At 62.4% G+C, this 24,304-nt stretch carries 20 protein-coding genes; 6 read left to right on the forward strand and 14 right to left on the reverse strand.

All coding sequences use genetic code 11. The annotated features are described in order from the left end of the window. Positions 1–4 precede the first annotated feature (4 nt). The 13 genes from astE to acs form a co-directional block, all read right to left on the reverse strand. Positions 5–1,012: a succinylglutamate desuccinylase gene (astE, locus tag HU766_RS14300; protein WP_186657949.1), complete on the reverse strand. Its 1,008-nt coding sequence runs from the start codon at positions 1,010–1,012 to the stop codon at positions 5–7. 10 nt (positions 1,013–1,022) lie between these two features. Next, positions 1,023–1,313 (reverse strand): topoisomerase II, encoded by a 291-nt coding sequence (locus HU766_RS14305; RefSeq protein ID WP_033699561.1) that lies wholly within the window; start codon positions 1,311–1,313, stop codon positions 1,023–1,025. Between the two features lie 14 nt (positions 1,314–1,327). Further along, positions 1,328–2,677 (reverse strand): N-succinylarginine dihydrolase, encoded by a 1,350-nt coding sequence (astB, locus tag HU766_RS14310; RefSeq protein WP_186657951.1) that lies wholly within the window; start codon positions 2,675–2,677, stop codon positions 1,328–1,330. Positions 2,678–2,700: 23 nt separating this feature from the next. Further along, entirely contained in the window at positions 2,701–4,164 is a 1,464-nt protein-coding gene (gene astD / locus HU766_RS14315) for a succinylglutamate-semialdehyde dehydrogenase (protein WP_186657953.1), read from the reverse strand. Continuing rightward, positions 4,165–5,193, reverse strand: coding sequence for an arginine N-succinyltransferase (gene astA, locus HU766_RS14320; RefSeq protein WP_186657955.1), 1,029 nt, complete (start codon positions 5,191–5,193; stop codon positions 4,165–4,167). It lies immediately after the preceding gene. A gap of 86 nt (positions 5,194–5,279) precedes the next feature. Continuing rightward, on the reverse strand, positions 5,280–6,299 hold the full coding sequence (aruF, locus tag HU766_RS14325; RefSeq protein ID WP_047583454.1) for an arginine/ornithine succinyltransferase subunit alpha: 1,020 nt from the start codon (positions 6,297–6,299) through the stop codon (positions 5,280–5,282). Between the two features lie 142 nt (positions 6,300–6,441). Next, positions 6,442–7,662: an acetylornithine transaminase gene (locus HU766_RS14330; protein WP_186657958.1), complete on the reverse strand. Its 1,221-nt coding sequence runs from the start codon at positions 7,660–7,662 to the stop codon at positions 6,442–6,444. A gap of 264 nt (positions 7,663–7,926) precedes the next feature. Further along, positions 7,927–8,907 (reverse strand): transcriptional regulator ArgR, encoded by a 981-nt coding sequence (argR, locus tag HU766_RS14335; RefSeq protein ID WP_186657961.1) that lies wholly within the window; start codon positions 8,905–8,907, stop codon positions 7,927–7,929. Between the two features lie 102 nt (positions 8,908–9,009). Further along, complete coding sequence (gene aotP / locus HU766_RS14340) at positions 9,010–9,774, reverse strand: arginine/ornithine transport ATP-binding protein AotP (protein ID WP_186657974.1); 765 nt, start codon at positions 9,772–9,774, stop codon at positions 9,010–9,012. A 22-nt stretch (positions 9,775–9,796) separates the two neighbouring features. Next, complete coding sequence (locus HU766_RS14345) at positions 9,797–10,495, reverse strand: ABC transporter permease (RefSeq protein WP_186657978.1); 699 nt, start codon at positions 10,493–10,495, stop codon at positions 9,797–9,799. Further along, a complete protein-coding gene (locus HU766_RS14350; RefSeq protein ID WP_033699572.1) occupies positions 10,492–11,181 on the reverse strand; it encodes an ABC transporter permease in 690 nt (229 codons plus the stop codon). The genes HU766_RS14345 and HU766_RS14350 overlap by 4 nt, the downstream gene beginning before the upstream one ends. Positions 11,182–11,269: 88 nt before the next feature. After that, the gene (locus tag HU766_RS14355; RefSeq protein ID WP_186657981.1) at positions 11,270–12,055 is read right to left on the reverse strand and encodes an ABC transporter substrate-binding protein; all 786 of its coding nucleotides are present in this window, start codon (positions 12,053–12,055) and stop codon (positions 11,270–11,272) included. A gap of 500 nt (positions 12,056–12,555) precedes the next feature. After that, complete coding sequence (acs, locus tag HU766_RS14360; protein ID WP_033699574.1) at positions 12,556–14,517, reverse strand: acetate--CoA ligase; 1,962 nt, start codon at positions 14,515–14,517, stop codon at positions 12,556–12,558. A gap of 406 nt (positions 14,518–14,923) precedes the next feature. Between acs and HU766_RS14365 the strand changes: the two genes are divergently transcribed. Beyond that, a complete protein-coding gene (locus tag HU766_RS14365; protein WP_033699576.1) occupies positions 14,924–15,178 on the forward strand; it encodes a DUF2790 domain-containing protein in 255 nt (84 codons plus the stop codon). A gap of 80 nt (positions 15,179–15,258) precedes the next feature. Here HU766_RS14365 and HU766_RS14370 read toward each other — a convergent pair whose 3' ends face one another. Then, positions 15,259–16,818, reverse strand: a complete 1,560-nt coding sequence (locus HU766_RS14370; protein ID WP_033699577.1) for a sigma-54-dependent phenylalanine hydroxylase transcriptional regulator PhhR — start codon at positions 16,816–16,818, stop codon at positions 15,259–15,261. Between the two features lie 251 nt (positions 16,819–17,069). Between HU766_RS14370 and phhA the strand changes: the two genes are divergently transcribed. The 5 genes from phhA to HU766_RS14390 all read left to right on the forward strand — a co-directional run bounded on the left by phhA (position 17,070) and on the right by HU766_RS14390 (position 24,271). Further along, a complete protein-coding gene (phhA, locus tag HU766_RS14375; protein WP_033699579.1) occupies positions 17,070–17,858 on the forward strand; it encodes a phenylalanine 4-monooxygenase in 789 nt (262 codons plus the stop codon). A 37-nt stretch (positions 17,859–17,895) separates the two neighbouring features. Further along, positions 17,896–18,252, forward strand: coding sequence for a 4a-hydroxytetrahydrobiopterin dehydratase (locus HU766_RS14380; protein WP_033699581.1), 357 nt, complete (start codon positions 17,896–17,898; stop codon positions 18,250–18,252). Between the two features lie 233 nt (positions 18,253–18,485). Further along, positions 18,486–18,614: a hypothetical protein gene (locus HU766_RS26440; protein ID WP_077068497.1), complete on the forward strand. Its 129-nt coding sequence runs from the start codon at positions 18,486–18,488 to the stop codon at positions 18,612–18,614. Positions 18,615–18,765: 151 nt separating this feature from the next. Next, positions 18,766–22,965 carry a deaminase domain-containing protein gene (locus HU766_RS14385; protein WP_186657984.1) on the forward strand — a complete coding sequence of 1,400 codons (4,200 nt, stop codon included), beginning with the start codon at positions 18,766–18,768 and terminating at the stop codon, positions 22,963–22,965. Positions 22,966–23,068: 103 nt separating this feature from the next. Further along, positions 23,069–24,271 carry an MFS transporter gene (locus HU766_RS14390; RefSeq protein ID WP_186657987.1) on the forward strand — a complete coding sequence of 401 codons (1,203 nt, stop codon included), beginning with the start codon at positions 23,069–23,071 and terminating at the stop codon, positions 24,269–24,271. The last annotated feature ends 33 nt before the right edge of the window (positions 24,272–24,304 follow it).

Raw genomic sequence — 24,304 nt, forward strand, 5'->3', positions numbered from 1 at the left:
CGGTTCAGGCCAGACTACGCCCTTCATCAGGCACGATGAGAATCCCTGCCCTGAGGCCATTCCTGACCTTGGGGTTGGGGAAGATGATGCGCGCACCCTCCTCTTCGACTACCCAGCGCATCTCGGCCAGGTCTTCAGCCAACAGGTAACCTTTGCTCAACTCGGAGAAGTTTTCGATATCCGCCGGCAAGTGCAGGCGGAAGCCCTCGCTGTGCTTGATGATCTCGCGGGCGACACTGAACAGTTTCAGGCCATCGAGCGAGTCTTGCGCCTCGGGTTCGGTGCCTTCGATGATCTGGATCAGGCGCTTTTCCAGCTTGTCCAGATTGACCTCTTCGTTCTGCCCGAACGGCCGCGCCCTGCCCAACTCCAGGGTAAACGCCTCGGCATCGAGCTGCTCATAGGTGAATGCACTGAAGGTGATGGACGACTTGCTCTGCAGCAGCACCGCCTCCATGCCGGCTGCCGCCAGGCGCGCCAGCTCTCGACGAGAATGTTTGCGCCCCTCCTTGTACGGGTACAGGGCGAACTGCTCGATCTTCGAACCACGGATGGCGGTATGCAGGTCGTAATGCAAGCGCAAGCGCTCGGGCTTGCTGAAGAACACCCGGGCAAACTGCTCAAGCTCCGCGGCGCGCAGCGCCTCGAAACCACTGGAAAGCTCGTGACGGCCATTGAACAGGCGGTTGATGTCCTGCTCGATGAAGCGCTCGCCCTTGCGGATGGCCGCCGGGTTACCGAACAGGAACAACACCCGCGCGCACGGTTTGATCTTGCCATTGGCCACGCCATGCAGCAGCCGTTCGAGCAATTCGATCGGCGCTGTTTCGTTGCCATGGATGCCGGCCGACAACAGCAGGTCGAGCCCGCAATCTTCAGCCTCGGTCGGGCGCACTTCGAGTGCGCCCTCCCCCAGCCAGCGCAAACGCACGCCCTTGGGTGTAACTTGGGTCTTCTCGGCCGGTTCGTGATCGGTCAAGGTCAGCTCAAGCAATTTGCCGAGGGCGAGCATAGGCACTTCCTTAGTGTTGGTGGCCGCAGTCGGGGCCATGGACGTGATCGTCGCCGTCAGCGACTTCGGCCGGCTCCATCTCCAGCTGCAGGCTGACCAGGTTGGTGGCCATCGGGCGCAGCAGCAGGTTGGCGTACTCGGTGTCGTCTTCCTCGACGTCCACGCCAATCAGCAACTGGCCGCGGCCGTCCTGCTGAATCCACACTTCCTTGCCTTGCCAGACAACGGCAAAGCGGGTGCAGGAAGTTTCCAGCTGGGTGCCGTCTTCGTCTTCGAGGATCAGGCGCAGGGCATCGGTCATTACTTAGTCTCTCTTCAAGGTTGGCGTTGGAACGGATAGACCGAACCCAATTGCAGAATCTGAGTCAACTCATCCAGTGCCGTACGGCATTCGACCAACAACTGCGGGTCGGCAAGGTCCGCTTCGCCCATGCGGTCGCGGTAATGCTTGTCTACCCACTGCAGCAGCGTGTCGTACAGCGGCGCGGTCATGATAACGCCTGGATTGACCGCCGCCAGTTCCGATTCCTTCAACGCTACGCGAAGACGCAGGCAAGCAGGGCCCCCGCCGTTCTGCATGCTTTGCTTGAGGTCGAACACCTTGACCTCGCTTACCGGGCCGCCCTGCTGGGTCAACTGGCCAAGATAAGCCCAGACCCGCTCGTTGCTCCGGCATTCTTCCGGCACCACCAACAGCATGGAGCCGTCATCGCGGCTGAGCAGCTGGCTGTTGAACAGGTAGGAACGCACCGCATCCTCCACCGCCACTGCCGCACGCGACACACGGATGGCCTGGAAGTTGCCACCCTTACTGGCCAGTTTAGCTTGCAGCTGGCCAAGCACCGCATCGGTCTCGAGGAAGGCGTCTTCGTGGTAGAACAGCACCTCGCCGTTACCCACCGAAATCACGTCATTGTGGAACACGCCCTGGTCGATCACCGCCGGGTTCTGTTGAGCGTAGACCACGCCGTCGTCGCTCAGGCCGTGCAGCCGGGCCACGGCTTGGGACGCTTCCAGGGTCTGGCGCGCCGGGTACTTCTGCGGCGCGGGGTAGCGGCTGTCGAACGCGCTGCGGCCGTAGACGAAGAATTCGACGCCCGCTTCGCCGTAGCGACGGCAGAAGCGTGTGTGGTTGGCCGCACCCTCGTCGCCGAACTGCGCCACCGCCGGCAACGCCGGGTGGTGAGCGAAGTGCCTGTCATCGGCGAACATCGCACCCAGCACACGGCTGGTGGTCGGGTGCTCGATACTGCGGTGGTACTTGCAGTTGAGGTTGGCGGCCGTGAAATGCACGCGACCATCGGCCGTGTCGGCACTGGGGCTGACCGTGGCGGCATTGGCCACCCACATGCTCGACGCCGAGCAACTGGCGACCAGCAAGGGCATGGCTTCCCTGGCTGCGCGCTGGATCACCTCGGCATCGCTGCCTGAGAAGCCCAGGCGGCGCAACGCGGCCACGTCTGGCCGTTCCTGCGGGGCCAGCACGCCCTGCTTGAAACCCATGTCGGCCAGGGCCTTCATTTTTGCCAGGCCCTGGCGCGCGGCTTCGCGCGGGTTGGACGACTGCTGGCTGTTGCTCTGCGAAGCCACATTGCCGTAGGACAAGCCGCCATAGTTGTGGGTTGGCCCCACCAGGCCATCAAAATTCACTTCGTAGGATTTCATCGGCTAGGCTCCGAGACCGTTTGTTATAGGGTGACGCCCGGCGTCAGGGTTGCCGGCAAGGCGAGGCTGGCGGTCTCCAGCGAGGCCACGGGGTAAGCGCAGTAATCGGCTGCATAGTAGGCACTGGCGCGGTGGTTGCCGCTGTTGCCGACGCCACCGAACGGCGCGCTGCTGGCGGCACCGGTCAGCTGCTTGTTCCAGTTGACGATGCCCGCCCGGCTGCGCAGCCAGAAATACTGGTAGCGCGCGCGGGAGTCGGAGAGCAACCCGGCGGCCAGGCCGTACTGGGTGTTGTTGGCCTCATCGATGGCGGCATCGAAGTCGGTGTAGCGAATCACCTGTAGCAACGGGCCGAAGAACTCTTCGTCAGGGCGCCCGGCAACGGCGCTGACATCGAGGATGCCAGGCGTCAGCAGTGCGGCGTCGGCCTGCGGCTGAGTCATCTCCAGCAACTTCACGGCGCCCTTGCCCACCAGGTCGGCCTGGGCTGCAAGCAGCGCCTGGGCCGCCTGCAGCGAAATCACCGAGCCCATGAACGGCGCTGGCTGCTGGTCGAATGCGCCCACCGTGATGCTTCTGCACACCTCGACCAGCCGCGCGATCAGCGTATCGCCCCAGGCCCCTTGCGGCACCAGCAGGCGACGCGCGCAGGTGCAGCGCTGGCCAGCGGAAATGAATGCCGACTGGATGATGGTGTACACCGCAGCGTCGAGGTCCTTGACCTCGTCCACCACCAGCGGGTTGTTACCGCCCATCTCCAGCGCGAGAATTTTGTCCGGGCGCCCGGCGAACTGCTGGTGCAGCAGGTTGCCGGTGCGACTGGAGCCTGTGAAGAACAGCCCGTCGATCCCCGGGTTGGCCGCCAGCGCCACACCGGTTTCGCGCGCGCCCTGCACCAGGTTGAGCACACCGGCGGGCAGGCCGGCAGCGATCCAGCAGTTGACGGTCAGCTCGGCAACCTTGGGCGTCAGCTCGCTGGGCTTGAACACCACGCAGTTACCCGCCAGCAGCGCCGGCACGATATGCCCATTGGGCAAGTGGCCCGGGAAGTTGTAAGGCCCGAACACCGCCACCACACCATGTGGCTTGTGCCGCAACACGGCGGTGGCATCGGCCAGCGGGCCGCTTTTTTCGCCGGTCCGCTCGCGGTAGCTCTGCACCGAAATCGCCACCTTGTTGACCATGCTGGTGACTTCGGTCGCAGACTCCCACAGCGGCTTGCCGGTTTCTTCACCGATGCAATGCGCCAGCGCCTCGGCATGCTGCTTCAGCTGTTCGGCGAATTTTTCCAGCACGTCGATACGCGCTTCCAGGCTCAGTTGTGCCCAGGCCGGAAAGGTCTGGCGAGCGGCCCGCACGGCGGCATCAACCTGGCTGGCATCGGCACCCTGCCCTTCCCAGACTACGGCCTGGCTCACCGGGTTGAGCGATTGCAGGGCGGCGCCCTGGCCGGCCTGCCAGTTGCCGGCGATGTAATGCGTGGTCATTTACTGGGCCTCCCGGCTAGCCGACAGCGGCACGGCCCGCACGTTGTCGCCAGCCCCCATGCGCAGGCGCTTGGCGGTCAGCGGGTCGACCACCAGAGTGCCTGCCGCCAGGCGTGCAGGCGCGGCGGTGATGCGGCAGTCGTCGCGTTTGCGGTTGTGGATGATGTAAGGCGTCGCGTCATCGCCGGGGGTGCCGACCGCCAGCACCAGGGTCTGGCTTTCGCGCACGGCGCGAATTTTCGCGGTCTCGCATTCGATGGCAGGGCCGGCGTCGAAGATGTCGACATAGCCTTGGTAGCTGAACCCTTCCTGCTTGAGCATGGCCAGCGCAGGCTCGGTGTCGGTGTGCACACGGCCGATCACATTGCGCGCCGCCTCGGACAGGAAGCAGGTGTACAGCGGGAACTTGGGCATCAGCTCGGCGATGAACGACTTGTTGCCCACCCCAGTCAGGTAGTCGGCCTGGCTGAACTCCATCTTGAAGAAGTGCCGGCCCAGGCTTTCCCAGAACGGCGAACGCCCCTGCTCGTCGGACATGCCGCGCATCTCGGCGATGATCTTCTTGCCGAACAGCTCCGGGAATTCGGCGATGAACAGCATGCGTGCGCGTGACAGCAAGCGGCCGTTGAGGCCAGAGCGGTGGTCGCTACGCAGGAACAGCGAGCACAGCTCGGAGTTGCCGGTCAGGTCGTTGGCCAGGAACAGGGTGGGGATCTCGCGGTAGATGTTCAGCTCCTGCGAGGCGCTGACGGTCAGGCCGACCCGGTAGTTGTACCAGGGCTCACGCAGGCCGACGGCACCGGCGATGGCGCTGATGCCCACCACCATGCCTTCGTCATTCTCCAGCACGAACAGGTAGTCGGTATCGCCACGTTCGGCTTCACCACGGAAGCTCTTTTCGGCCCAACCCACGCGATGCCCGAGGCGTTCTTCGTTGGCCGGCAGCGTAGTCAGCCCAGTGGTGCCGGTGCTGCGAGCCAGTTCGATCAGCGCGGGTAAATCGCTGCTGCGTACGGGACGAACGATCATGCTATCTCCTTGAGCGGCGACCTCTGCCACCGCGAAACGCTTCGTTTCGAGCTTGCTGTTACGAGCGGTCTGCGCAGGCTCGCGCCTCAGACGGCAACCAGACGCACACTGCCACCCTCACCAATGCCCAGGGCGTCGGCCGCATCGCGCCCCAGGCTGACCGGCTTGCCGGGCACCCAGTCGAGCTCCAGCAACACTGCACGGTAGTCCTGCAACTGGCCGTTGCACACCAGGTACGGGCGCCCGCCCTTGACCGGGGCATCTTCAAGCTTGACCGGCACCACACGGCTCTGGGCAATCGAGCGAATGCCCGAAGCCCGCGCATGCAAGGTCGGCCCGCCGTCGAAGATGTCGATGTAGTGCTCGGTCTCGAAACCTTCACGCATTAGGATGTCGAAGGTGATCTGCGCCCGCGGATGAACCTGGCCCATGGCTTCCTGGGCTTCGTCGGGCAGCAGCGGCACATAGATCGGGTAGTGCGGCATCAGCTCGGCCAGGAACGTGCGGCTCTTCAACCCGCACAGGCGCTCGGCGTCGGCGTAGTTGAGGTCGAAGAAATTGCGCCCTATGGCATCCCAGAATGGCGATTCGCCCTGATCATCGCTGTAGCCAACGATCTCGGTCACCACCGAGTCGGCGAAGCGCTCCGGGTGCGCGGCCATGAACAGCAGGCGGCCACGCGAGTTGAGCTCGGCCCAGCCACTGCCGACCAGTTCAGGCAAGACGTAGAAGCTGGTCAGCAGGCTGTTGCCGGTCAAGTCATGGCACAGCGACAGGACATGGATCTTGTTGTGGATCTTCAGCTCGCGCGAGGCGTGCACGAAGGTCTCGTTACGGAAACTGTAGAACGGCTCGGAGTAGCCGGCCGAGGCGACGATGGCCGAACAGCCGGCAAGCTTGCCGGTGACGCTGTCTTCGAGCACGAAGAAGTAGCTTTCTTCGCCATTGAAGCTGACCTCGGCGGCGAAGGAGGTTTCCGACGCGGCGATCTTGTCGCCCAGACGGGCAGAATCGTCCGGCAGCGAGGTGACACCAATGGGGCTGTCGGCAGCCATGCGCTGCACTTCGTTCAGGTCAGCCATTTGCGCGGGGCGCATCACCAGCATGGTGTCACTCCTTTGGTAAAGCGGGCCGCTTAAGGCGGCACGAAAAAACGGCGGGCGCGCGATTGACACTGCAAGCACGCGCCCGCGCTGGAATTCAGGTATCGCCGGCCCCTTCTGGGCCGACGACAGGACCGCAGGCTTATCAGCCCTGGGTCAGTGTGGCCACGGCGCGTTCGAAGCGGTCCAGGCCTTCATCGATGTCGGCGTCTTCAACCACCAGGCTAGGCGCGAAACGCACCACGTCCGGGCCGGCTTGCAGCACCATCACCCCTTCTTTCTCGGCGGCGTTGAGCACGTCCTTGGCCTTGCCCCTCCAGGCGTCGGTCAACACGCAGCCAATCAGCAGGCCAACGCCACGCACCTGGGTGAACAGGCTGTACTTCTGCCCGATCTGCTCCAGACGGGCCTTGAAACGCTCGTGCTTGGCCTTGATACCGGCCAGGGTTTGCGGGGTGTTGATCACGTCCAGCACGGCGCAGGCAACGGCGCAGCCCAGCGGGTTGCCACCATAGGTGGTGCCGTGGGTGCCGACAGCCAGGTGCTTGGCCAGCTCGGTGGTGGTCAGCATGGCGCCGATCGGGAAACCGCCGCCCAGGCTCTTGGCGCTGGTCAGGATGTCGGGGGTCACACCGTAGTGCTGATAGGCGTACAGCGAACCAGTACGGCCGACGCCGGTCTGCACTTCGTCGAAGATCAGCAGTGCATTGTGCTCATCGCACAGCTTGCGTGCGCCTTCCAGGTAAGCCTTGTCGGCCGGGACCACACCGCTCTCGCCCTGGATCGGCTCGATCACCACGGCGCAGGTCTTGTCGGAAATCTGTGCCTTGAGCGCTTCCAGGTCGTTGTACGGCACATGGCTGATGCCGGTGATCTTCGGCCCGAAGCCGTCGGAGTACTTCGGCTGGCCGCCGACGCTGACGGTGAACAGGGTGCGCCCGTGGAAGCTGTTCACGGTGGCGATGATTTCGTGCTTTTCAGGGCCGAAACGGTCATGGGCAACGCGACGGGCCAGCTTGAAGGCGGCCTCGTTGGCTTCGGCACCGGAGTTGCAGAAGAAGGCTCGGTCGGCAAAGGTCGCGTCCACCAGTTTGTGGGCCAGGCGCAGCGCCGGCTCGTTGGTGAATACGTTGGATACGTGCCAGAGGGTGTTGGCCTGCTCGGTCAGTGCCTTGACCAGTGCCGGATGGCAGTGACCCAGGGCGTTGACGGCGATACCGCCAGCGAAGTCGATCAGCTCGCGACCCGACTGGTCCCAGACTCGGGAACCCTCGCCTCGCACAGGAATGAAGGCCGCCGGCGAATAGTTGGGGACCATGACCTGGTCGAAATCGGCACGTTGCACCGGGGCTTGCTCAACGGACATCTGAGTCTCCTGAAGAGGAACGCTGGCCTGGAAGTGGCGAGCGATGGGGGGATTGTAAGGACTGATGGGCGCCTGTCCTTGCGGCCAAGCGACAACTTGTTACAGCGCAAAACCCTGTTTTACCCAGGCTTTCGGCAATGCGACAAACACTGTCGCAATCGCGCAGTGTAACGGGAGTGGGTGGCTGGGTGAACGGGTGTTCACACCGGGATTGGATGCTGCCGGCACCGACCCATTCGTGGGGCCTGCACCGTCAGACAAGCGTCAACCCTTCTCGGCGGGCGCCGAACTCAACTCGAACGGGCTGCTGTTACGCCGCTGGTTGCGGTCTTCACGCGGCGTCGCGCCAAAGAAATTGCGGTACGCACTGGAAAAATGCGGCCCCGAGGAGAACCCGCACGACAAGCCGATCTGGATGATCGACTTGCTGGTCTGCATCAGCATCTGCCGCGCTTTGTTAAGCCGCAGCTCGAGGTAATACTGGCTGGGTACCCGGTTCAGGTACTGCTTGAAGATGCGCTCCAGCTGCCGACGCGACACGCACACATGCTGAGCGATCTCGTCGGTGGTCAGCGGCTCTTCGATATTGGCTTCCATCAGCAATACGGCCTGGGTCAGCTTGGGGTGGCTGGAGCCCAGGCGGTTCTGCAACGGAATACGCTGACGCTCGCCCCCCTCGCGGATACGCTCGACCACCAGTTCTTCAGACACCGCCCCCGCCAGCTCCGCACCATGATCACGGGCCAGCACGGCCAGCAACAGATCAGTCACCGCCATGCCACCACAGGCGGTCAGGCGGTCACGGTCCCAGTCGAACAGGTGGCTGGTGGCGATGACCTTGGGGAAGCGCTCGGCAAAATCGTCCTGCCAGCGCCAGTGCACCGCCGCACGATAACCGTCGAGCAGGCCAAGCTGGGCCAGCGGATACACACCGGCCGACAAGCCACCGATCACGCAACCACTTCGCGCCTGCTGCTTGAGCGCGGTCGACAGCACCGAGCCGACGGCCTGCGGTGGCTCGTCGGCCAGCAACAAGAGCTTCTGAAAGCCCTCCAGGCGGCCATTCCACGGCTCGCCCGGCAGGCGCCAGGCACCCTCAACGGCAGGCTCGGCCTGAAGAAAGGCCAATTCGTAGACCACATCCGGATGCACCCGCTGGGCCACCTGCAACACTTCCTCGGCCAGCGCCAGGGTCAAGGGCTTGGTGCTGGGCCAGATGAGAAAACCGATTCGCTGGGTGGTCATAGGGTGCGGTCCGAAACCTGGGGTCGTTCGAGTCTGTGGCGCAGGGTCAGGCTGCGCTCGCTGCGCAGCATGCCCTATTCTGGTGCAAAGATGCAGCGTTCTTTACTTGAGGCTGCCGGAGAGGAACTGCTTGAGCCGCTCCGATTGCGGGTTGGCCAGCACCTCGCGCGGGCAACCGGTCTCTTCCACCAGGCCCTTGTGCAGGAATACCAACTGGTTCGACACCTCGCGGGCAAAGCCCATCTCGTGGGTCACCACCACCATGGTCCGGCCTTCCTGGGCCAGCGCCTGCATGACCTTGAGCACATCACCCACCAGCTCGGGGTCGAGCGCCGAGGTCGGTTCGTCGAACAGCATCACCTCAGGCTCCACGGCCAGGGCACGGGCAATCGCCACGCGCTGCTGCTCGCCACCGGACATGTGCCCCGGGAAGGCATCCTTGCGGTGGGCGACACCGACTTTGGCCAGGTAGTGCTCGGCCTTTTCCAGGGCCTCTTTCTTGTTCATCCCGAGCACGTGCACGGGGGCCTCGATGACGTTTTCCAGCGCAGTCATGTGCGACCACAGGTTGAAATGCTGAAACACCATCGACAGGCGCGAGCGCATGCGCTGCAACTGACGCGGGTCGGCCGCCTTGAGTGCGCCATCCTTGCCGGCGACCAGCTTTAACTCTTCGTTGTTGAGCAGGATCTTGCCGGCGTGGGGCTGCTCGAGCAGGTTGATGCAGCGCAGGAAGGTCGACTTGCCCGAACCGCTGGAGCCGATGATGCTGATCACATCGCCAGCCTTGGCCGCCAGGGACACGCCCTTGAGCACTTCATGGCTGCCGTAGCGCTTGTGCAGGTCTTGGACTTCGAGTTTGTACATGCTGTCGATTCTCACAGAGCGGTCAGTGCTTGCGCGGCGCCAGGTAGCCGAGCCAGCGGCGTTCGGCCATCTTGAACAGGCGCACCAGGATGAAGGTCAGGCACAGGTAGAACACGCCCGCCGTGATGTAGGCCTCGAAAGGCAGGTAGTACTGGGCATTGACCGTGCGCGCCGCGCCAGTGATGTCGATCAGGGTAACGATCGAGGCAAGGCTGGTGGTCTGCAGCATCATGATCACTTCGTTGCTGTACTGCGGCAGCGCCCGGCGCAAGGCCGACGGCAGCAGGATGCGCCGGTACATCTTGAAGCGCGACATGCCCATGGCCTTGGCTGCCTCGATCTCACCATGGGGCGTGGCCTTGAGGCTGCCGGCGATGATCTCTGCGGTGTAGGCACTGGTGTTGACGGCAAAGGCCAGGCAGGCGCAGAAGGTGGCACTGGACAGCATCGGCCAGAAGATACTCGCGCGCACCGCTTCGAACTGGGCCAGGCCGTAGTAGATCAGAAACAGCTGCACCAGCATCGGCGTGCCGCGAATCACATAGGTGTACAGCCAGGCACTGAGGTTAACCAGCGGCTGCTTGGACACCCGCATCAAGCCCAGCGGAACCGCTGCGAGCAGGCCGAAGAACAGCGACAGCGCCAGCAGCTTGAGGGTGGTCAGCAGCCCGCCGAGGTACAGCGGCATGGCCTCCCACACCACGTTGTAGTCGAAGATCATAGTTCAACCACCTTGACGCCCACCGAGTAGCGTTTTTCAAGATACTTCAAGGCCAGCAGCGAGACACTGGTCAGTACCAGGTACATGGCCGCCACCGCCAGAAAGAAGGTGAAGGGTTCGCGGGTGGCGTCAGCCGCCTGCTTGGCTTTGAACATCATGTCCTGCAGGCCGACCACCGAGATCAGCGCCGTGGCCTTGGTCAGCACCAGCCAGTTGTTGGTGAAGCCCGGAATGGCCAGGCGGATCATCTGTGGCACCTGGATGCGGAAGAACACCTGAAGGTTGCTCATGCCATAGGCCACGCCGGCTTCGGCCTGGCCCTTGGGGATGCCGAGGAAGGCGCCACGGAAGGTTTCCGACAGGTACGCGCCAAAGATGAAGCCCAAGGTGCCGATGCCCGCAGCCAGCGGGTTCAGGTCGATGTAGTCTTCGTAGCCAAACAGCGGCGCTACCCGGTTGATGATGTCCTGCCCGCCGTAGAAGATCAGCAGGATCAGTACCAAATCCGGAATACCACGGATCACCGTGGCATACATATCGCCCAACCAGGCCAGCCAGCGCACCGGCGACAAGCGCAGCGCCACGCCAATCAGGCCGAGCACGATGGCCAGGGCCATCGACGACAGGGCGAGCTGCAGCGTCAGCCACGCCCCGTCGAGGATGACTGCCCCGTAGCCTTTCAACATGATGAGGTCCTCGACCTAAAGAATGAAAAATGGTGCAAACCTCAGAGCCTCTGCTGTTTGCACCATTGCACAGGTGAAACCCGACGTCTTAGTTCGAGTCTGGACCGTAGATGTCGAAGTTGAAGTACTTCTTCTCGATTTCTTTGTACTTGCCATTGGCACGGATGGCGTCGATGGCCGCGTTGATGCGGTCGACGTTGGCCTTGTCACCCTTGCGCACGGCAATGCCAATGCCGTCGCCGAAGTACTTGGCGTCGGTGAACGCTGGGCCAACGAAGGCGAAGCCTTTGCCTGCGTCAGTTTTCAGGAAGCCGTCTTCCAGCAGGGTGGCGTCAGCCACCGTGCCATCGAGGCGGCCGGCAGCCACGTCCAGGTAGATTTCGTTCTGGGTGCCGTAAGGAACCACGGTGGCACCTTTGGCGCCCAGCACTTCCTTGGCGAAGCGGTCATGGATCGAGCCGCGCTGCACGCCGATCTTCTTGCCCTGCAGTTCGCCCAGGCTGTCGCTGACGGTGGTGCCTTCCTTCATCACCAGGCGTGCTGGGGTCAGGTAGTAGCGGTTGGTGAAGTCGACCGACTTCTTGCGGTCTTCGGTGATCGACATGGACGACAGAATCGCGTCGATCTTGCGCACCTTCAGTGCCAGGATCAGGCCATCGAACTCTTGCTCGACCCAGGTGCACTTGGCTTTCATCTCTTCACACAGGGCATTGCCGATGTCGTAGTCGAAACCGGCAATGCTGCCGTCGGGCTGCTTGAAGGCAAAGGGTGGGTAGGCGGCTTCGATACCGATTTTCAATGGTTTTTCATCGGCCTGCGACACCAGGGAAAACACGGACAGCGCCAGGGCGCCAAGCAGTGCGAGCTTCTTCATCAGGTAACTCCATCGGTACGGGGCAATACAAGGCAGGTAACGGCTGCCCGATATGCGAATGGGTACAACGCGAGCCGCGCAGGGTCGGTCGGAGACCACGAGCGAGTGAGTGGCATTTTAACGACAGCCCGGTAGTCGATATTTCTTCAAAGCGACAACTACTTACAGAAGCGCTTGAAACCGCTGCGGGCGATGTTGACAGCCATTGCAAGATATGCAAGAGCGCAAGAATTAGAACCCATTGAACTAGCAAATACTGGGCCTATTATTGGCAAAGCCTTGTGTCACGGCAAGTGCAGCGTACCACCCAGGCAAAAATGCCTGCAAAAATGCACCGAAAGTGGGCCGAACTGTTTCCTCGCGCCCCGTTTGCGATCACCCAAGGTGACAGAAGAGTTACCGATGAATGTCGGGTAACAGTAAAGCAAAAACCCCGCCGGTTGCCCGAGCGGGGTTTTTATCAGGGCCTCAGGGGGGGGCGTGCTACAACCCCCTGCGCATCACGCCGAAGCCAGGTTCATCGCTTTGTGCGTGTCGATCAGGTGCTGTACCACACCCGGGTCGGCCAGGGTCGAGATATCCCCCAATGAGCCGTACTCCGCCGTGGCGATCTTGCGCAGGATACGCCGCATGATCTTGCCCGAGCGGGTCTTCGGCAGCCCAGGCGCCCACTGGATCACGTCCGGCGAAGCAATCGGCCCGATCTCCTTGCGCACCCAGTTTTTCAGCTCCAGGCGCAGTTGCTCGCTGGGCTCCACGCCGGCATTGAGGGTGACATAGACATAGATGCCCTGCCCCTTGATGTCGTGCGGCACACCCACCACGGCCGCCTCGGCAACCTTGGCGTGGGCAACCATGGCACTTTCGATTTCGGCAGTGCCCATGCGGTGGCCGGACACGTTGAGCACGTCATCCACACGGCCGGTGATCCAGTAGTAACCATCTTCGTCGCGGCGCGCGCCGTCACCGGTGAAGTACATGCCACGGAAGGTCTTGAAGTAGGTGTCGACGAAACGGTCGTGATCGCCATACAGCGAACGCGACTGGCCCGGCCAGGAATCGAGGATCACCAGGTTGCCTTCGGCGGCGCCATCGATGAGGTTGCCCAGGTTGTCCACCAGCGCCGGCACCACACCGAAGAACGGACGGGTTGCCGAACCCGGCTTGAGGCCGGTGGCGCCTGGCAACGGGCTGATCAGGATGCCGCCAGTTTCGGTCTGCCACCAGGTATCGACGATCGGGCAACGCTCTTTGCCGACCGCCTTGTAGTACCAGTTCCATGCCTCGGGGTTGATCGGCTCGCCGACCGAACCCAGCAGGCGCAGGCTGGAACCATCGGCGCCGTCAACGGCCGCCTGCCCTTCGGCCATCATGGCGCGAATCGCGGTAGGCGCGGTGTAGAGGATGTTGACCTTGTGCTTGTCGATGATTTTCGACACCCGGGTGATGTCCGGGTAGTTCGGCACACCCTCGAACAGCAAGGTGGTGGCGCCGTTGGCCAGCGGGCCGTAGACGATGTAGCTGTGGCCGGTGACCCAGCCCACGTCTGCGGTGCACCAGTAGACCTCACCCGGGCGGTAGTCGAACACCCGCTCATGGGTCAGCGCGGCATACACCAGGTAACCCCCCGTGGTGTGCAGCACGCCCTTGGGCTTGCCGGTGGAGCCGGAGGTATAAAGGATGAACAGCGCTTCCTCGGCACCCATTTCTTTCGGCGCGCAGTGGCTGGAAGCCACTTTCATCAGGTCTTCGTACCAGATGTCGCGGTGCTGGTGCCAGGCAATCTCGCCACCGGTGCGCTTGCACACGATGATCTTCTGCACGCTGTTGGTTTCAGGGTTGGTCAGGGCCAGGTCGACGTTGCCCTTGAGCGGGGTACGACGGCCGCCGCGCAAGCCTTCGTCGGCGGTGATCACTACCTTGGACTTGCAGTCGATGATTCGGCCGGCCAGCGCCTCGGGGGAGAAGCCGCCGAATACCACCGAGTGGATTGCACCGATGCGGGCACAGGCCAGCATGGCGACCACGGCCTCGGGGATCATCGGCATGTAGATGGTCACCACGTCGCCGCGGTGCACGTCCTGGCCACGCAAGGCGTTGGCAAACTTGCAGACCTGCTCGTGGAGCTCGCGGTAGGTGATGTTGCGGTGCTCGGAAGGGTCGTCGCCTTCCCAGATGATCGCCAACTGGTCGCCACGCTCTTCAAGGTGGCGGTCCAGGCAGTTGGAGGAAACGTTCAGAGTGCCATCGGCAAACCACTTGATATCGACATGGTGGTCATCGAAGGAGGTCTGCTTGACCTTGGTAAACGGCTTGATCCAGTCCAGACGCTGGGCCTGCTCGCGCCAGAAGCCGTCCGGGTTGATCACCGATTGCTGGTACATGGCCTTGTAGGTGGCCTCGTCGGTCAGGGTAGTGGCCGCAACCTCGGGACGAACGGGATACAGTGGAGCCGCACTCATCTGTGTTACCTCGGTGTAATAGTTGTTTTTGTATGGAACCGTTTGTAACTGTACCAGAGCGACAAAAGCCATTCGACGTTGGTAGTAAAGCGGCCGAATTTGGTACTGACGTACGAGCAGAGCGCTCTAGCTAGCGGCTCGTAGCCCTGGCCCGAAAAAAGCAGGGTGCTTTTGGGGTGATTGTTACAGATTCTGTCAAAACACTTTATCAAAAGGCCTACTGTTTCAGCGCAAGCCGCCCCCCTAAAATTCATCTCGCCAACAACGGCAAGGCGATTAACTTCTGGTAACAGCCCCCACGAAGGCAAGCGTTAATCCCCCTCTACTTCGATAGTTAAAACCCGCAGCACGTGCGGCGTTACAAACGCCGCGCACCCCCTCACGACCTTAGACAGGTAAATAGAAAATGAAAGCTTTACTGGTATTGGTACTTGGCAGTCTTTGCGGCGCGGCAATGGCCGGCGAAGCAAACGATGCCGAGCAGATTCCGGTTGAACAGTACAGTTATTCGCAGCACCTGGACATTGCCCGCGTCATCTCCATGAGCGAAGTGCCCAACGTCTGTGAAGTCGTGCCCGCCCGCATGACCTACGAGGACTCCAAGGGCCAGACGCACATTCTTGAATACCGCGTGATGGGGAATGGCTGCTCTAACGGCTAACCCTTGAGATCAGGGCCCCACTGGGGCCCTTCGCGGGAAAATCCGCTGCCACCCGCCATTCAAACTTACATCGACGACTATTATTCTGGCGTCTTGCCCAGCGAATAATCACGCAACTTGTTGGCAATGGTCGTGTGCGAAACACCCAATCTTTTGCCCAATGCGCGGCTACTTGTAAATTCCCCCATCAAACTTTCCAGTACGGCCTTTTCAAAGCGCCCGACAATCTGCGAAAGATCCCCTTCCAGGGAAAATTCCCCCAGCGGTTGACGCACGCCATAGTCGGGCAAACGAATATGCTCGCTTTTAACCACACCGCCTTCACATAACGAAACCGCCTGGAACAATACGTTTTCCAGTTGCCGCACATTACCGGGCCAGTGGTACTGGCTGAGTTTATCCATTGCTGCCGGCAGCAGGCGCGGCAACGCGCAGCCAATTTGTCGGCTGGCCTGATCGAGAAAGTGCTGCACCAGCCCTTCCAGCCCATCCATGCACTCACGCAAGGGCGGAATGTGCAAAGACAACACATTGAGGCGGTGATACAGGTCCTGGCGGAACTCGCCGCGTGCGCACAACTCGGACAAGTCCACCTGGGTCGCGCAAATGACCCGCACATCCAGGTACACCTCTTCATCACTGCCTACCCGGCGAAAGCAACCGTCCTGCAGAAAACGAAGCAGCTTCACCTGCAGCCGCGGGCTCATCTCCCCGACCCCATCGAGAAACAGCGTACCGCCAGCCGTCAGCTCCAGCAGCCCCAGCTTGCCTTCGGCCCGCGCCCCTTCGAAGGCACCGGGCCCGTAGCCAAACAGCTCGGTCTCGGCCATCGACTCGGGCAACCCCGCGCAATTGAGCGCCATCAGCGGCGACTGCCCACGCGGGCTGGCCAGGTGACAGGCGCGCGCCAGCAGCTCTTTACCGGTGCCCGTCTCGCCTTCGATCAGCAAGGGTGCATCCAGGGGCGCCATGCGCCGCGCCTCACGCACCACCGCCGCCATCACCCGCGAGCTCTGGAAGATACTGTCAAAGCCGCGCAACTCCTGCTTGCGCACGTTATAGATACGCTCACCGATACGGTCGGCGCGGTGCAAAGTCAGCACCGCGCCGGCCAGCGCCTCGCTGTCGTCATGCTCGGATTGCAACGGCGCGATATCGGCGAGAAACACGTCGCCCTTGACCTTGACTCGCAAGCCGTTGATGCGCGACTTGTTGGCCCGCACCAGTTCGGGCAGGTCGAAGTCTTCGACATAACGCGCCAGCGGCATGCCCGGCACCTCGTCGACGCGCACCCCGAGCAACTGCGCCGCCGTTCGGTTGGCGGCAACGATGCTGCCGCCCATGTCGATCGACAGCACAGGGAAGTCCAACGCGCCCAGTAAAGCATTCAGCTCCATGTGCCGACGCTCACTGGGCATCAAACCCACGCGCTTGACGCCAAACACCCCGGCAATGGCCTCGAATTTCGGCCGCAGGGCCTGGAACTGCAGGTTGATCAGGTTCGGGCAGTGCAGGTAGATGGCATTGCCATGATCCCCCCCCACCTCGCCGCGCAGCACGTTGATGCCGTACTCCACCAACAGGTTGAGGATGTCGCGAAGGATGCCGATGCGGTTCTGGCAATGCACTTTGATACGCATGAGAGCTCTCTAAGCGCCGATGTTTTTCACCTGGGCGCGGAAAATTCGTAAAGATAAGCTGACAAAAACAGGCAAACCATCAGCCCTATGCCCCGGATTTTCCGTCACGCGCGTCGTTTTGTAAAATTTTCGTTACGAACAGCTGCCAACCCAACACCTGACAGAAACACCTACCCCCGTGCAAATTGCCGGATGAGGGGATATTCCTAGGGTAAGCACATAACAAGAAAAGCCCTCACCAGGAGAGCCACATGAAACAGACGCAATACGTGGCACGCGAGCCCGATGCGCATGGTTTTATCGACTACCCGCAGCAAGAGCATGCGGTGTGGAATACGCTGATCACCCGTCAGCTGAAAGTCATCGAAGGCCGTGCGTGCCAGGAATACCTGGACGGCATCGACCAGCTCAAGCTGCCCCACGACCGCATCCCGCAACTGGGCGAGGTCAACAAGGTGCTGGGCGCCACCACTGGCTGGCAGGTCGCCCGCGTACCGGCACTGATCCCCTTCCAGACCTTCTTCGAATTGCTGGCCAGCAAGCGCTTCCCGGTTGCCACGTTCATCCGCACCCCGCAAGAACTGGACTACCTGCAGGAACCGGACATCTTCCACGAGATCTTCGGCCACTGCCCGCTGCTGACCAACCCCTGGTTCGCCGAGTTCACCCACACCTATGGCAAACTCGGCCTGGCCGCGAGCAAAGAGCAGCGCGTGTACCTGGCACGCCTGTACTGGATGACTATCGAGTTCGGCCTGATGGAGACCCCGCAAGGTCAGAAGATCTATGGCGGCGGCATCCTTTCCTCGCCGAAAGAAACGGTCTACAGCCTGTCGAATGAACCGGAACACCAGGCGTTCGACCCGATAGAGGCGATGCGCACGCCGTACCGCATCGACATCCTGCAGCCGCTGTACTTCGTCTTGCCCAACCTCAAGCGGCTGTTCGACCTGGCCCATGAAGACATCATGGGCATGGTTCAGCAGGCCATGCAGCTGGGCCTGCACGCCCCCAAGTTTCCACCCAAGGTTGCTGCCTGAAGCCACCCTGATAACAACTCGAACTGGAAAAGTAATCATGAATGCCTTGAACCAAGCCCATTGCGAAGCCTGCCGCGCCGATGCACCGAAAGTCAGCGACGAGGAACTGGCAGAGCTGATTCGCGAAATCCCGGACTGGAACATCGAAGTGCGCGACGGCCACATGGAGCTGGAGCGCGTGTTCAAGTTCAAGAACTTCAAGCATGCCCTGGACTTCACCAACGCCGTGGGTGCAATCGCTGAAGCCGAAGGCCATCACCCTGGCCTGCTGACCGAGTGGGGCAAAGTCACCGTGACCTGGTGGAGCCACTCGATCAAGGGCCTGCACCGCAACGACTTCATCATGTGCGCGCGTACCGACAAGGTTGCCGAGTCGGCTGAAGGCCGCAAGTAACACCTGAAGACGGGGCCGCTGTGCCCCCCCCTATACGGCGTTCCGGCGCGAAGGGGGGGCACAGCGGCCCCGTTTTTTTGTAAGACAAATGTCCGTTATTCGCCCGTAAACCCGACAAGCGAACGGGAAAAAGTTCAAACTGTCATCTAGACTGCTGTATCCTGCCCCAGCTTTCCGAAGCCCTAAACGCGCCTGGCGCAGCCTTTTCACTCACACTTGCGAGGAACGACGAGATGCATGAAATCCCGAATCTTCCCTTCCCAAGCCTGAACCCAGAAGAGCAAACCGTTTCCGTCCACGCCGAGCCGACGCCTGCCGTCGACCAGGATGGTGACGATCAATCCAGCGCTGATCAGGAATAAACCGCGCATCACAACTGTGTGAAAACGGCTGACCTGCGGGCCACCGCGGTCAACACGTTTTCACACCGTTCAGCCTCAGGCAGTAGCCTGCTACCCCCCGCTCACCTGCCAGGCTATGCATCGTTGCGGCTCCCTTACCGGAGATTGCACCATGCATTCACCCTCCCCCGCTCCCGACGAGTACCGCCGCCGCATAGAGGCGATCACTGCCCAGGACATCCTGCTGGCGAATGATACGTCCGGCCCCCTCGACCTGAAGACTTCGCTGAGCCTGCACTTTGACCGGGCATTCGACTTCGACGACCTGTTTCCGCGTCAGCTCCAGGACCATGAGTTGCGCGAGGCCCTGAACCAGGCTTTTGCCAGCCAGGCAGCCGCGAGCCACCTCAACGCCTTTTTCAAACGCCCGCCAGCCACCCCCTTGGCCACCGGCGAGTGTGCCTATTTTTTCAGAACCTTGGTGGCACGGGCACTTCCCGACGACCTTACTGGCCCATCGGGTGCCGCTGCCTATCAAAGCTGCAGCCTGGCCCAGACACTCTGGGCCAGGCACCTTTGCCACAAGCGCCGTGACGCCTTCCTCATAGCGGCCCTGCTGCTTCACAACGACCTGCCCGACGAGGCCCCGCTACCCCTTGCGCCGGCAACGACAGTGGAACTTGCGCATGCCCTGGACCTCAATGCCTTGTCACACCACCTGCTGGCCACCCCGGCCGGCACCAACCCAGCCGAGCACCTGTTCGCGACACTTGAGGCAGACGTCTACTACCAGGGGCTGCGCTATCGCCCCCCGACCCTGCGTGAACGCGAAGCCGGCCATGAGCCCAACCAATACGGCAAAGTCACCTTGCCGGGTGCAGCATTGAATGCCCCCGTCGCCCATGTACTGGATGCATTGCTGCACGCCCAAGCGTTCAGCCAGTGGGCCGCTCGCCTGGCACAAGCCCTGCAATTGCCCGAGGCAATCAACAGCCGTGACCTTGCCGAGCAGGCCATGACCGATTGGCTCTACCCACCGCATGCGCGACGTGCCGGCTATGTATTGGACTTCGAACTGTTCAACCCGCAGAACCAGAGGCTGCCCTATGCCGACATACGCCTGGACCTGACCAACAGTGTGCAGGCAAGCCTCGGCTGCCGCCCCGCCGTTGCCGAACTGGCCGCCGAGTTACTGCTGCGCCATTTCGCCCCCGAACTGCTGCTCGACGACACCCCCACAGCGATACCTTATCGGCCCGACCTGAACTGGGCCATTCTGCGCCAAGGGGTCATGCTGCTGCGCGACCTGCAGCGCCCGCTGAGCCATGAACAGGCAGAGCAGATACTCAGCCAGACCGTCCAAGACTCCGCTGGCAGCAGTGAAGCCCTGCGCGACACGCTCGCCCAGTGGGGGCCGCTGCAAGGTCACATCGCGTACATGCCGCCGTGGTCGGCCCAGCAATGGCGCACGGTCTACGATCACTACCTGATTGCCTGGGATGTGGCGCAACTGCAGCAGCAGCCAGACCGCATTGCCGAAGCGTGCAGGTTGCTGGAGGCGGCCAACATCGACCCGGCCGGGCACAACGCCGATGGCCAGCTTCACCTTGAAGCGTATCTCGATCTACAAACCCGCTACAGCGCGAAAGGCCTACCAGACGTCACGCAATGGTTCGAAGAGGCATTTGACCGCTGGCTGGCCTCAGCCCGAATACTCCATGAAGGCCTGATGCAACGGCTGCTCAGGCATCTACCGGAAGATTATCTGCAGGCACTGCGCGAAGGCCCGTGGACCTGTTACGCCGCGACCTGGCCACGTTATCGGCAACCTGGCCCGGTCCCGCCCTATGGTGACAGCCCCGAGGAACACTGGCAGCAAGAGGTAGGCACACTGGGCATGCTGGTTTTGTTGCAAGGTGAACACGACCACACGTTGCTGGAACTGTTCCCGCAGCGCTTGACATGGAACGAGCGCGCCATCCCCTCGGCTGCCGCCCACCGCCTCTCGGACATTGTGACACTGCCCTATCAGGCCTATAACGAAGCGCCCCCTACCTGGGATGTCGCCACGTTCCATTCCAGCCTGAGCACCATCATCCAAGCGCCGGCGAAGCACAGACTGGAGGCTCTGACCAACGCCTACGTCCAATACGTCGGGCTAGGTAACAGCGCAGCGTTGCATGCTGTCAGCAAAGGCGCCACGCGACACGAGGCATTTCTTGCCGAAAAGCGCCAAACCAGCAACTGGGGTTACCTGTGGAAGCTGATCAAACACACTGTGCCGGGGGCTGCGTGCATCGATGCCCAGAACGGGCAGGATGCAGTGAGTTGCATACTGGACGTGGTGGCCGGCGCAGGCTCGGCAACCCGTGCGATCCGCCGCGCAGCCAACCCACTGGCGCGCCTGTCCGCTGCCAACAGCCAAGCCGCTCAGGCGATGCGCCTAGGGTTGGTCAAATCAGCCAGGCGCTGGTCCGAGTTATCCGAATTGCCGCCTGCGGTCTATGCCCGAACCGTTGGGCCCAGGCGCTGGCACAGTCAGCCTGAACTTCCCACTCATGCCACTTGGCCGGACAACTTCAGGCTCGATCAGCCGCCCCCGCCCGGCCTGACCCCCGGCCAGTTCATGCGCGACCGCCTGACACCGCCGGATGCACCTTTGGCGTGGCAAGGCCATCCCCGCCCCCTGTCAATTGCCAGGAGCGATGGCCAGGTGGATACACTCATCAACGGCGCTACCTATCGCCATCACCCCGGCGAACTCAGCAATACGCTTCGCCGCATCGACAACCAGAAGTTGTCGTCTGCACCTGCCCCAACCCTGCAAAACGCGCCGTACCGTAACGAAGGTGACAGGCATATCGCCTTGAGCTTCTCCCCGGCCGCCAACGAAGCGCATACCCCCCTGTTCGGCCAGCAGGTAAGCCATGCCTTCCAGCATGTGCGTATCGAGCCTGCGCCCATACGCATGCACGGAGGCGACAGCCGGTTTGACGCCTGGACACAGGCCATGGTGCATGAGGGCAAGGTGGTGAACTACACCGGCCAGCCGTCCAAACCGCTCGCCCCGATAAAGGCACTGGAGGCTCAGGTTCGCCTGGGCATCATCACCCCCCCGGTTTACCACCGACGCATCACTGCCGACCCTTTGGCGGAATTCTGGTTTGGCTTGCCCGAAACGTTTTCAGCCGCCCAAGTGCAACTGATCGCCCGCGTCTGCCCACCGGTGCGCCTGGGCGGGCTGGCCAGAACCGTGCCCGACCGCCGCACGTTGAGGGCGGCAATCATCGCGTGGCAAAGCCGCGACTGGATAATCGTCGAGGCCGATGTCGGCGTCTTCTATGCAGCGCAGTGGGTGATATCGCCCTGGCAAGCACGCCAGTTGAACGCGCTTGCAGCCGGTACATTGCGGCCAGGTGACCTGCCCACGCCACCCTCCAGCACGCGACAAACCCTGTCGCGGGTGCGCGACGACAAGATGATCGAACGTTATCTGCAGGTCAGCGAAACCTACCGGATCGTCGCGACTCGCCCCAATCTGCAGCGTGACATCGACAACCTGACCGCCCTCCTGCGCGACTGGCTTGAACACAGCCGCGCCAGCCACCCGCCGGCGCCCAGCGTGTTCAAGGAAGTACTCGATGCCGCCGAGGCGCGCATGCTGCCGGAATACGCCAAGAGCATTCTCACGGCTCCCAACGCCCAGGATGCCCTCACCGGTGTCGCCAAGCTCAACCTGGCAGGTCTGAACCGGGAAATCATTCCCGCCTGGCGGCCACTGCGCCAAGCCGCGCTGACTGAGCAGGATCACGTAGCCCTTGTCCTCAATACCTTGCTGCCCGCCACCGGCACCGACGCACCCTTCATGCCGATGAGCGTGGCCGAACTGCTCAGCGAAGCTGGCGCGCTGCAACTTCGCCGACACTTGCCTGGTGCTAACCTGGCTTTCGCCACCGCGACACTGGAAGATGGCAGCCGCCGGGTCTACTTTTCGCTGTCCGGTGGCTGGAAAAATCGCAAGGTAGGCATACCAACACCGCCAGCCGAACCGCACACACGCGTGACCTACATCGATGCACGCGCGCGCATGGAGGGCCAGCCACCGTCCCCCCGCTTTACTGAGCTGCCCACATTGCGTCGCCCCGACCACTTGAATATCGTCGAGCATCATAGGCACCTGGACTCCGAACGCTTGATCGCCACAGTGCTCAACGACGACCTGCTTGCCACGCACGCCAGCGTGCGCAGCATCGACGTCTTCACCCTGTTCAGTACCTGCCGCTCATGCGGAGGCTACGTGCTGCCGCGTCTGCGACTGGACCATGGCGCAGCATCCTTCAGTGTCAGCTGGCTGGTGGACTACAAGGAGTAACCGTGCGCCGTGGGCAGGCTTGTTCATCAAAGACCTGCCCACAGGCCGGGCCAGGGTGGATATGATTACACCGTTCTCGCCCGTCTAGCCCAATGGATCTGCCATGCCCGCCAAATCCACGTCACACCTTGCGATCACCGCGCAGGTGGTGTCCATCGTCCTTTTCACGTTCATCGGCTACCTGAATATCGGCATCCCCCTGGCCGTGCTGCCGGGTTATGTGCATAACGACCTGGGCTTCAGCACCGTGATCGCCGGCCTGGTGATCAGTGTGCAGTACCTGGCCACATTGCTCAGCCGCCCTACGGCCAGCCGCATCATCGATAACCTCGGCAGCAAGAAGGCAGTGATGTACGGCTTGGCCGGATGCGGGCTCAGCGGCGTATTCATGCTGGCCTGCGCCTTCCTCACCCACTTGCCCTGGCTGAGTTTGACCTGCCTGCTGGTCGGCCGCCTGGTGCTGGGCAGCGCCGAAAGCCTGGTGGGTTCTGGCGCAATTGGTTGGGGGATCGGCCGAGTGGGCGCCGAAAACACGGCCAAGGTGATTTCCTGGAACGGCATCGCCAGCTACGGCGCGCTGGCCATCGGCGCCCCACTGGGTGTGCTGATGGTCAAGAGCCTGGGGCTGTGGAGCATGGGCGCAAGCATCATCCTGTTGTGCGTGCTCGGCCTGCTGCTGGCCTGGCCGAAGCGCGCCGCGCCAGTGGTCAGCGGGGTGCGCCTGCCGTTCCTGCGGGTGCTGGGCAAAGTGTTCCCGCATGGCTCGGGGCTGGCACTGGGCTCGATCGGCTTTGGCACCATCGCCACCTTCATCACCCTGTACTACGCCAGCCGTGGCTGGGCGAATGCGGCACTGACCCTGAGCCTGTTCGGGGCCAGTTTCATCTGTGCGCGGCTGCTGTTCGGCAACCTGATCAACCGGCTGGGCGGCTTCAGGGTGGCGATCGCCTGCCTGGCGGTGGAGGCGCTTGGCCTGCTGATGCTGTGGCTGGCGCCCAGCGCCGAGCTGGCATTGGCCGGGGCGGCGCTCAGTGGTTTTGGCTTCTCGCTGGTGTTCCCGGCACTAGGGGTCGAGGCGGTGAACCAGGTGTCGGCGGCCAACCGCGGGGCGGCGGTGGGCGCGTATTCGCTGTTCATCGATTTGTCGCTGGGCATTACCGGGCCGTTGGTGGGCGCGGTGGCGGCGGGGTTCGGGTTTGCTTCGATGTTCTTGTTTGCGGCGGGGGCTTCGGGGTGCGGGCTGGTGTTGAGCCTGTACCTGTATCGGCAGGCGCGACATGGCCGCAAACAGGCCCAGGATGCTTGAGCTTGCAAGGCCTGGACTGCCCTCTTCGCGGGC

Source organism: Pseudomonas sp. SWRI77 (genome assembly GCF_014269105.1).
GTDB classification, from domain to species: Bacteria; Pseudomonadota; Gammaproteobacteria; order Pseudomonadales; family Pseudomonadaceae; genus Aquipseudomonas; species Aquipseudomonas capeferrum.

What these genes read in the sequence shown, in the direction of transcription:
- astE (WP_186657949.1), bottom strand. Translation starts at nt 1,012, where the DNA reads ATGCTCGCCCTCGGCAAATTGCTTGAGCTGACCTTGACCGATCACGAA.
- HU766_RS14305 (WP_033699561.1), bottom strand. Translation starts at nt 1,313, where the DNA reads ATGACCGATGCCCTGCGCCTGATCCTCGAAGACGAAGACGGCACCCAG.
- astB (WP_186657951.1), bottom strand. Translation starts at nt 2,677, where the DNA reads ATGAAATCCTACGAAGTGAATTTTGATGGCCTGGTGGGGCCAACCCAC.
- astD (WP_186657953.1), bottom strand. Translation starts at nt 4,164, where the DNA reads ATGACCACGCATTACATCGCCGGCAACTGGCAGGCCGGCCAGGGCGCC.
- astA (WP_186657955.1), bottom strand. Translation starts at nt 5,193, where the DNA reads ATGATCGTTCGTCCCGTACGCAGCAGCGATTTACCCGCGCTGATCGAA.
- aruF (WP_047583454.1), bottom strand. Translation starts at nt 6,299, where the DNA reads ATGCTGGTGATGCGCCCCGCGCAAATGGCTGACCTGAACGAAGTGCAG.
- HU766_RS14330 (WP_186657958.1), bottom strand. Translation starts at nt 7,662, where the DNA reads ATGTCCGTTGAGCAAGCCCCGGTGCAACGTGCCGATTTCGACCAGGTC.
- argR (WP_186657961.1), bottom strand. Translation starts at nt 8,907, where the DNA reads ATGACCACCCAGCGAATCGGTTTTCTCATCTGGCCCAGCACCAAGCCC.
- aotP (WP_186657974.1), bottom strand. Translation starts at nt 9,774, where the DNA reads ATGTACAAACTCGAAGTCCAAGACCTGCACAAGCGCTACGGCAGCCAT.
- HU766_RS14345 (WP_186657978.1), bottom strand. Translation starts at nt 10,495, where the DNA reads ATGATCTTCGACTACAACGTGGTGTGGGAGGCCATGCCGCTGTACCTC.
- HU766_RS14350 (WP_033699572.1), bottom strand. Translation starts at nt 11,181, where the DNA reads ATGTTGAAAGGCTACGGGGCAGTCATCCTCGACGGGGCGTGGCTGACG.
- HU766_RS14355 (WP_186657981.1), bottom strand. Translation starts at nt 12,055, where the DNA reads ATGAAGAAGCTCGCACTGCTTGGCGCCCTGGCGCTGTCCGTGTTTTCC.
- acs (WP_033699574.1), bottom strand. Translation starts at nt 14,517, where the DNA reads ATGAGTGCGGCTCCACTGTATCCCGTTCGTCCCGAGGTTGCGGCCACT.
- HU766_RS14365 (WP_033699576.1), top strand. Translation starts at nt 14,924, where the DNA reads ATGAAAGCTTTACTGGTATTGGTACTTGGCAGTCTTTGCGGCGCGGCA.
- HU766_RS14370 (WP_033699577.1), bottom strand. Translation starts at nt 16,818, where the DNA reads ATGCGTATCAAAGTGCATTGCCAGAACCGCATCGGCATCCTTCGCGAC.
- phhA (WP_033699579.1), top strand. Translation starts at nt 17,070, where the DNA reads ATGAAACAGACGCAATACGTGGCACGCGAGCCCGATGCGCATGGTTTT.
- HU766_RS14380 (WP_033699581.1), top strand. Translation starts at nt 17,896, where the DNA reads ATGAATGCCTTGAACCAAGCCCATTGCGAAGCCTGCCGCGCCGATGCA.
- HU766_RS26440 (WP_077068497.1), top strand. Translation starts at nt 18,486, where the DNA reads ATGCATGAAATCCCGAATCTTCCCTTCCCAAGCCTGAACCCAGAAGAG.
- HU766_RS14385 (WP_186657984.1), top strand. Translation starts at nt 18,766, where the DNA reads ATGCATTCACCCTCCCCCGCTCCCGACGAGTACCGCCGCCGCATAGAG.
- HU766_RS14390 (WP_186657987.1), top strand. Translation starts at nt 23,069, where the DNA reads ATGCCCGCCAAATCCACGTCACACCTTGCGATCACCGCGCAGGTGGTG.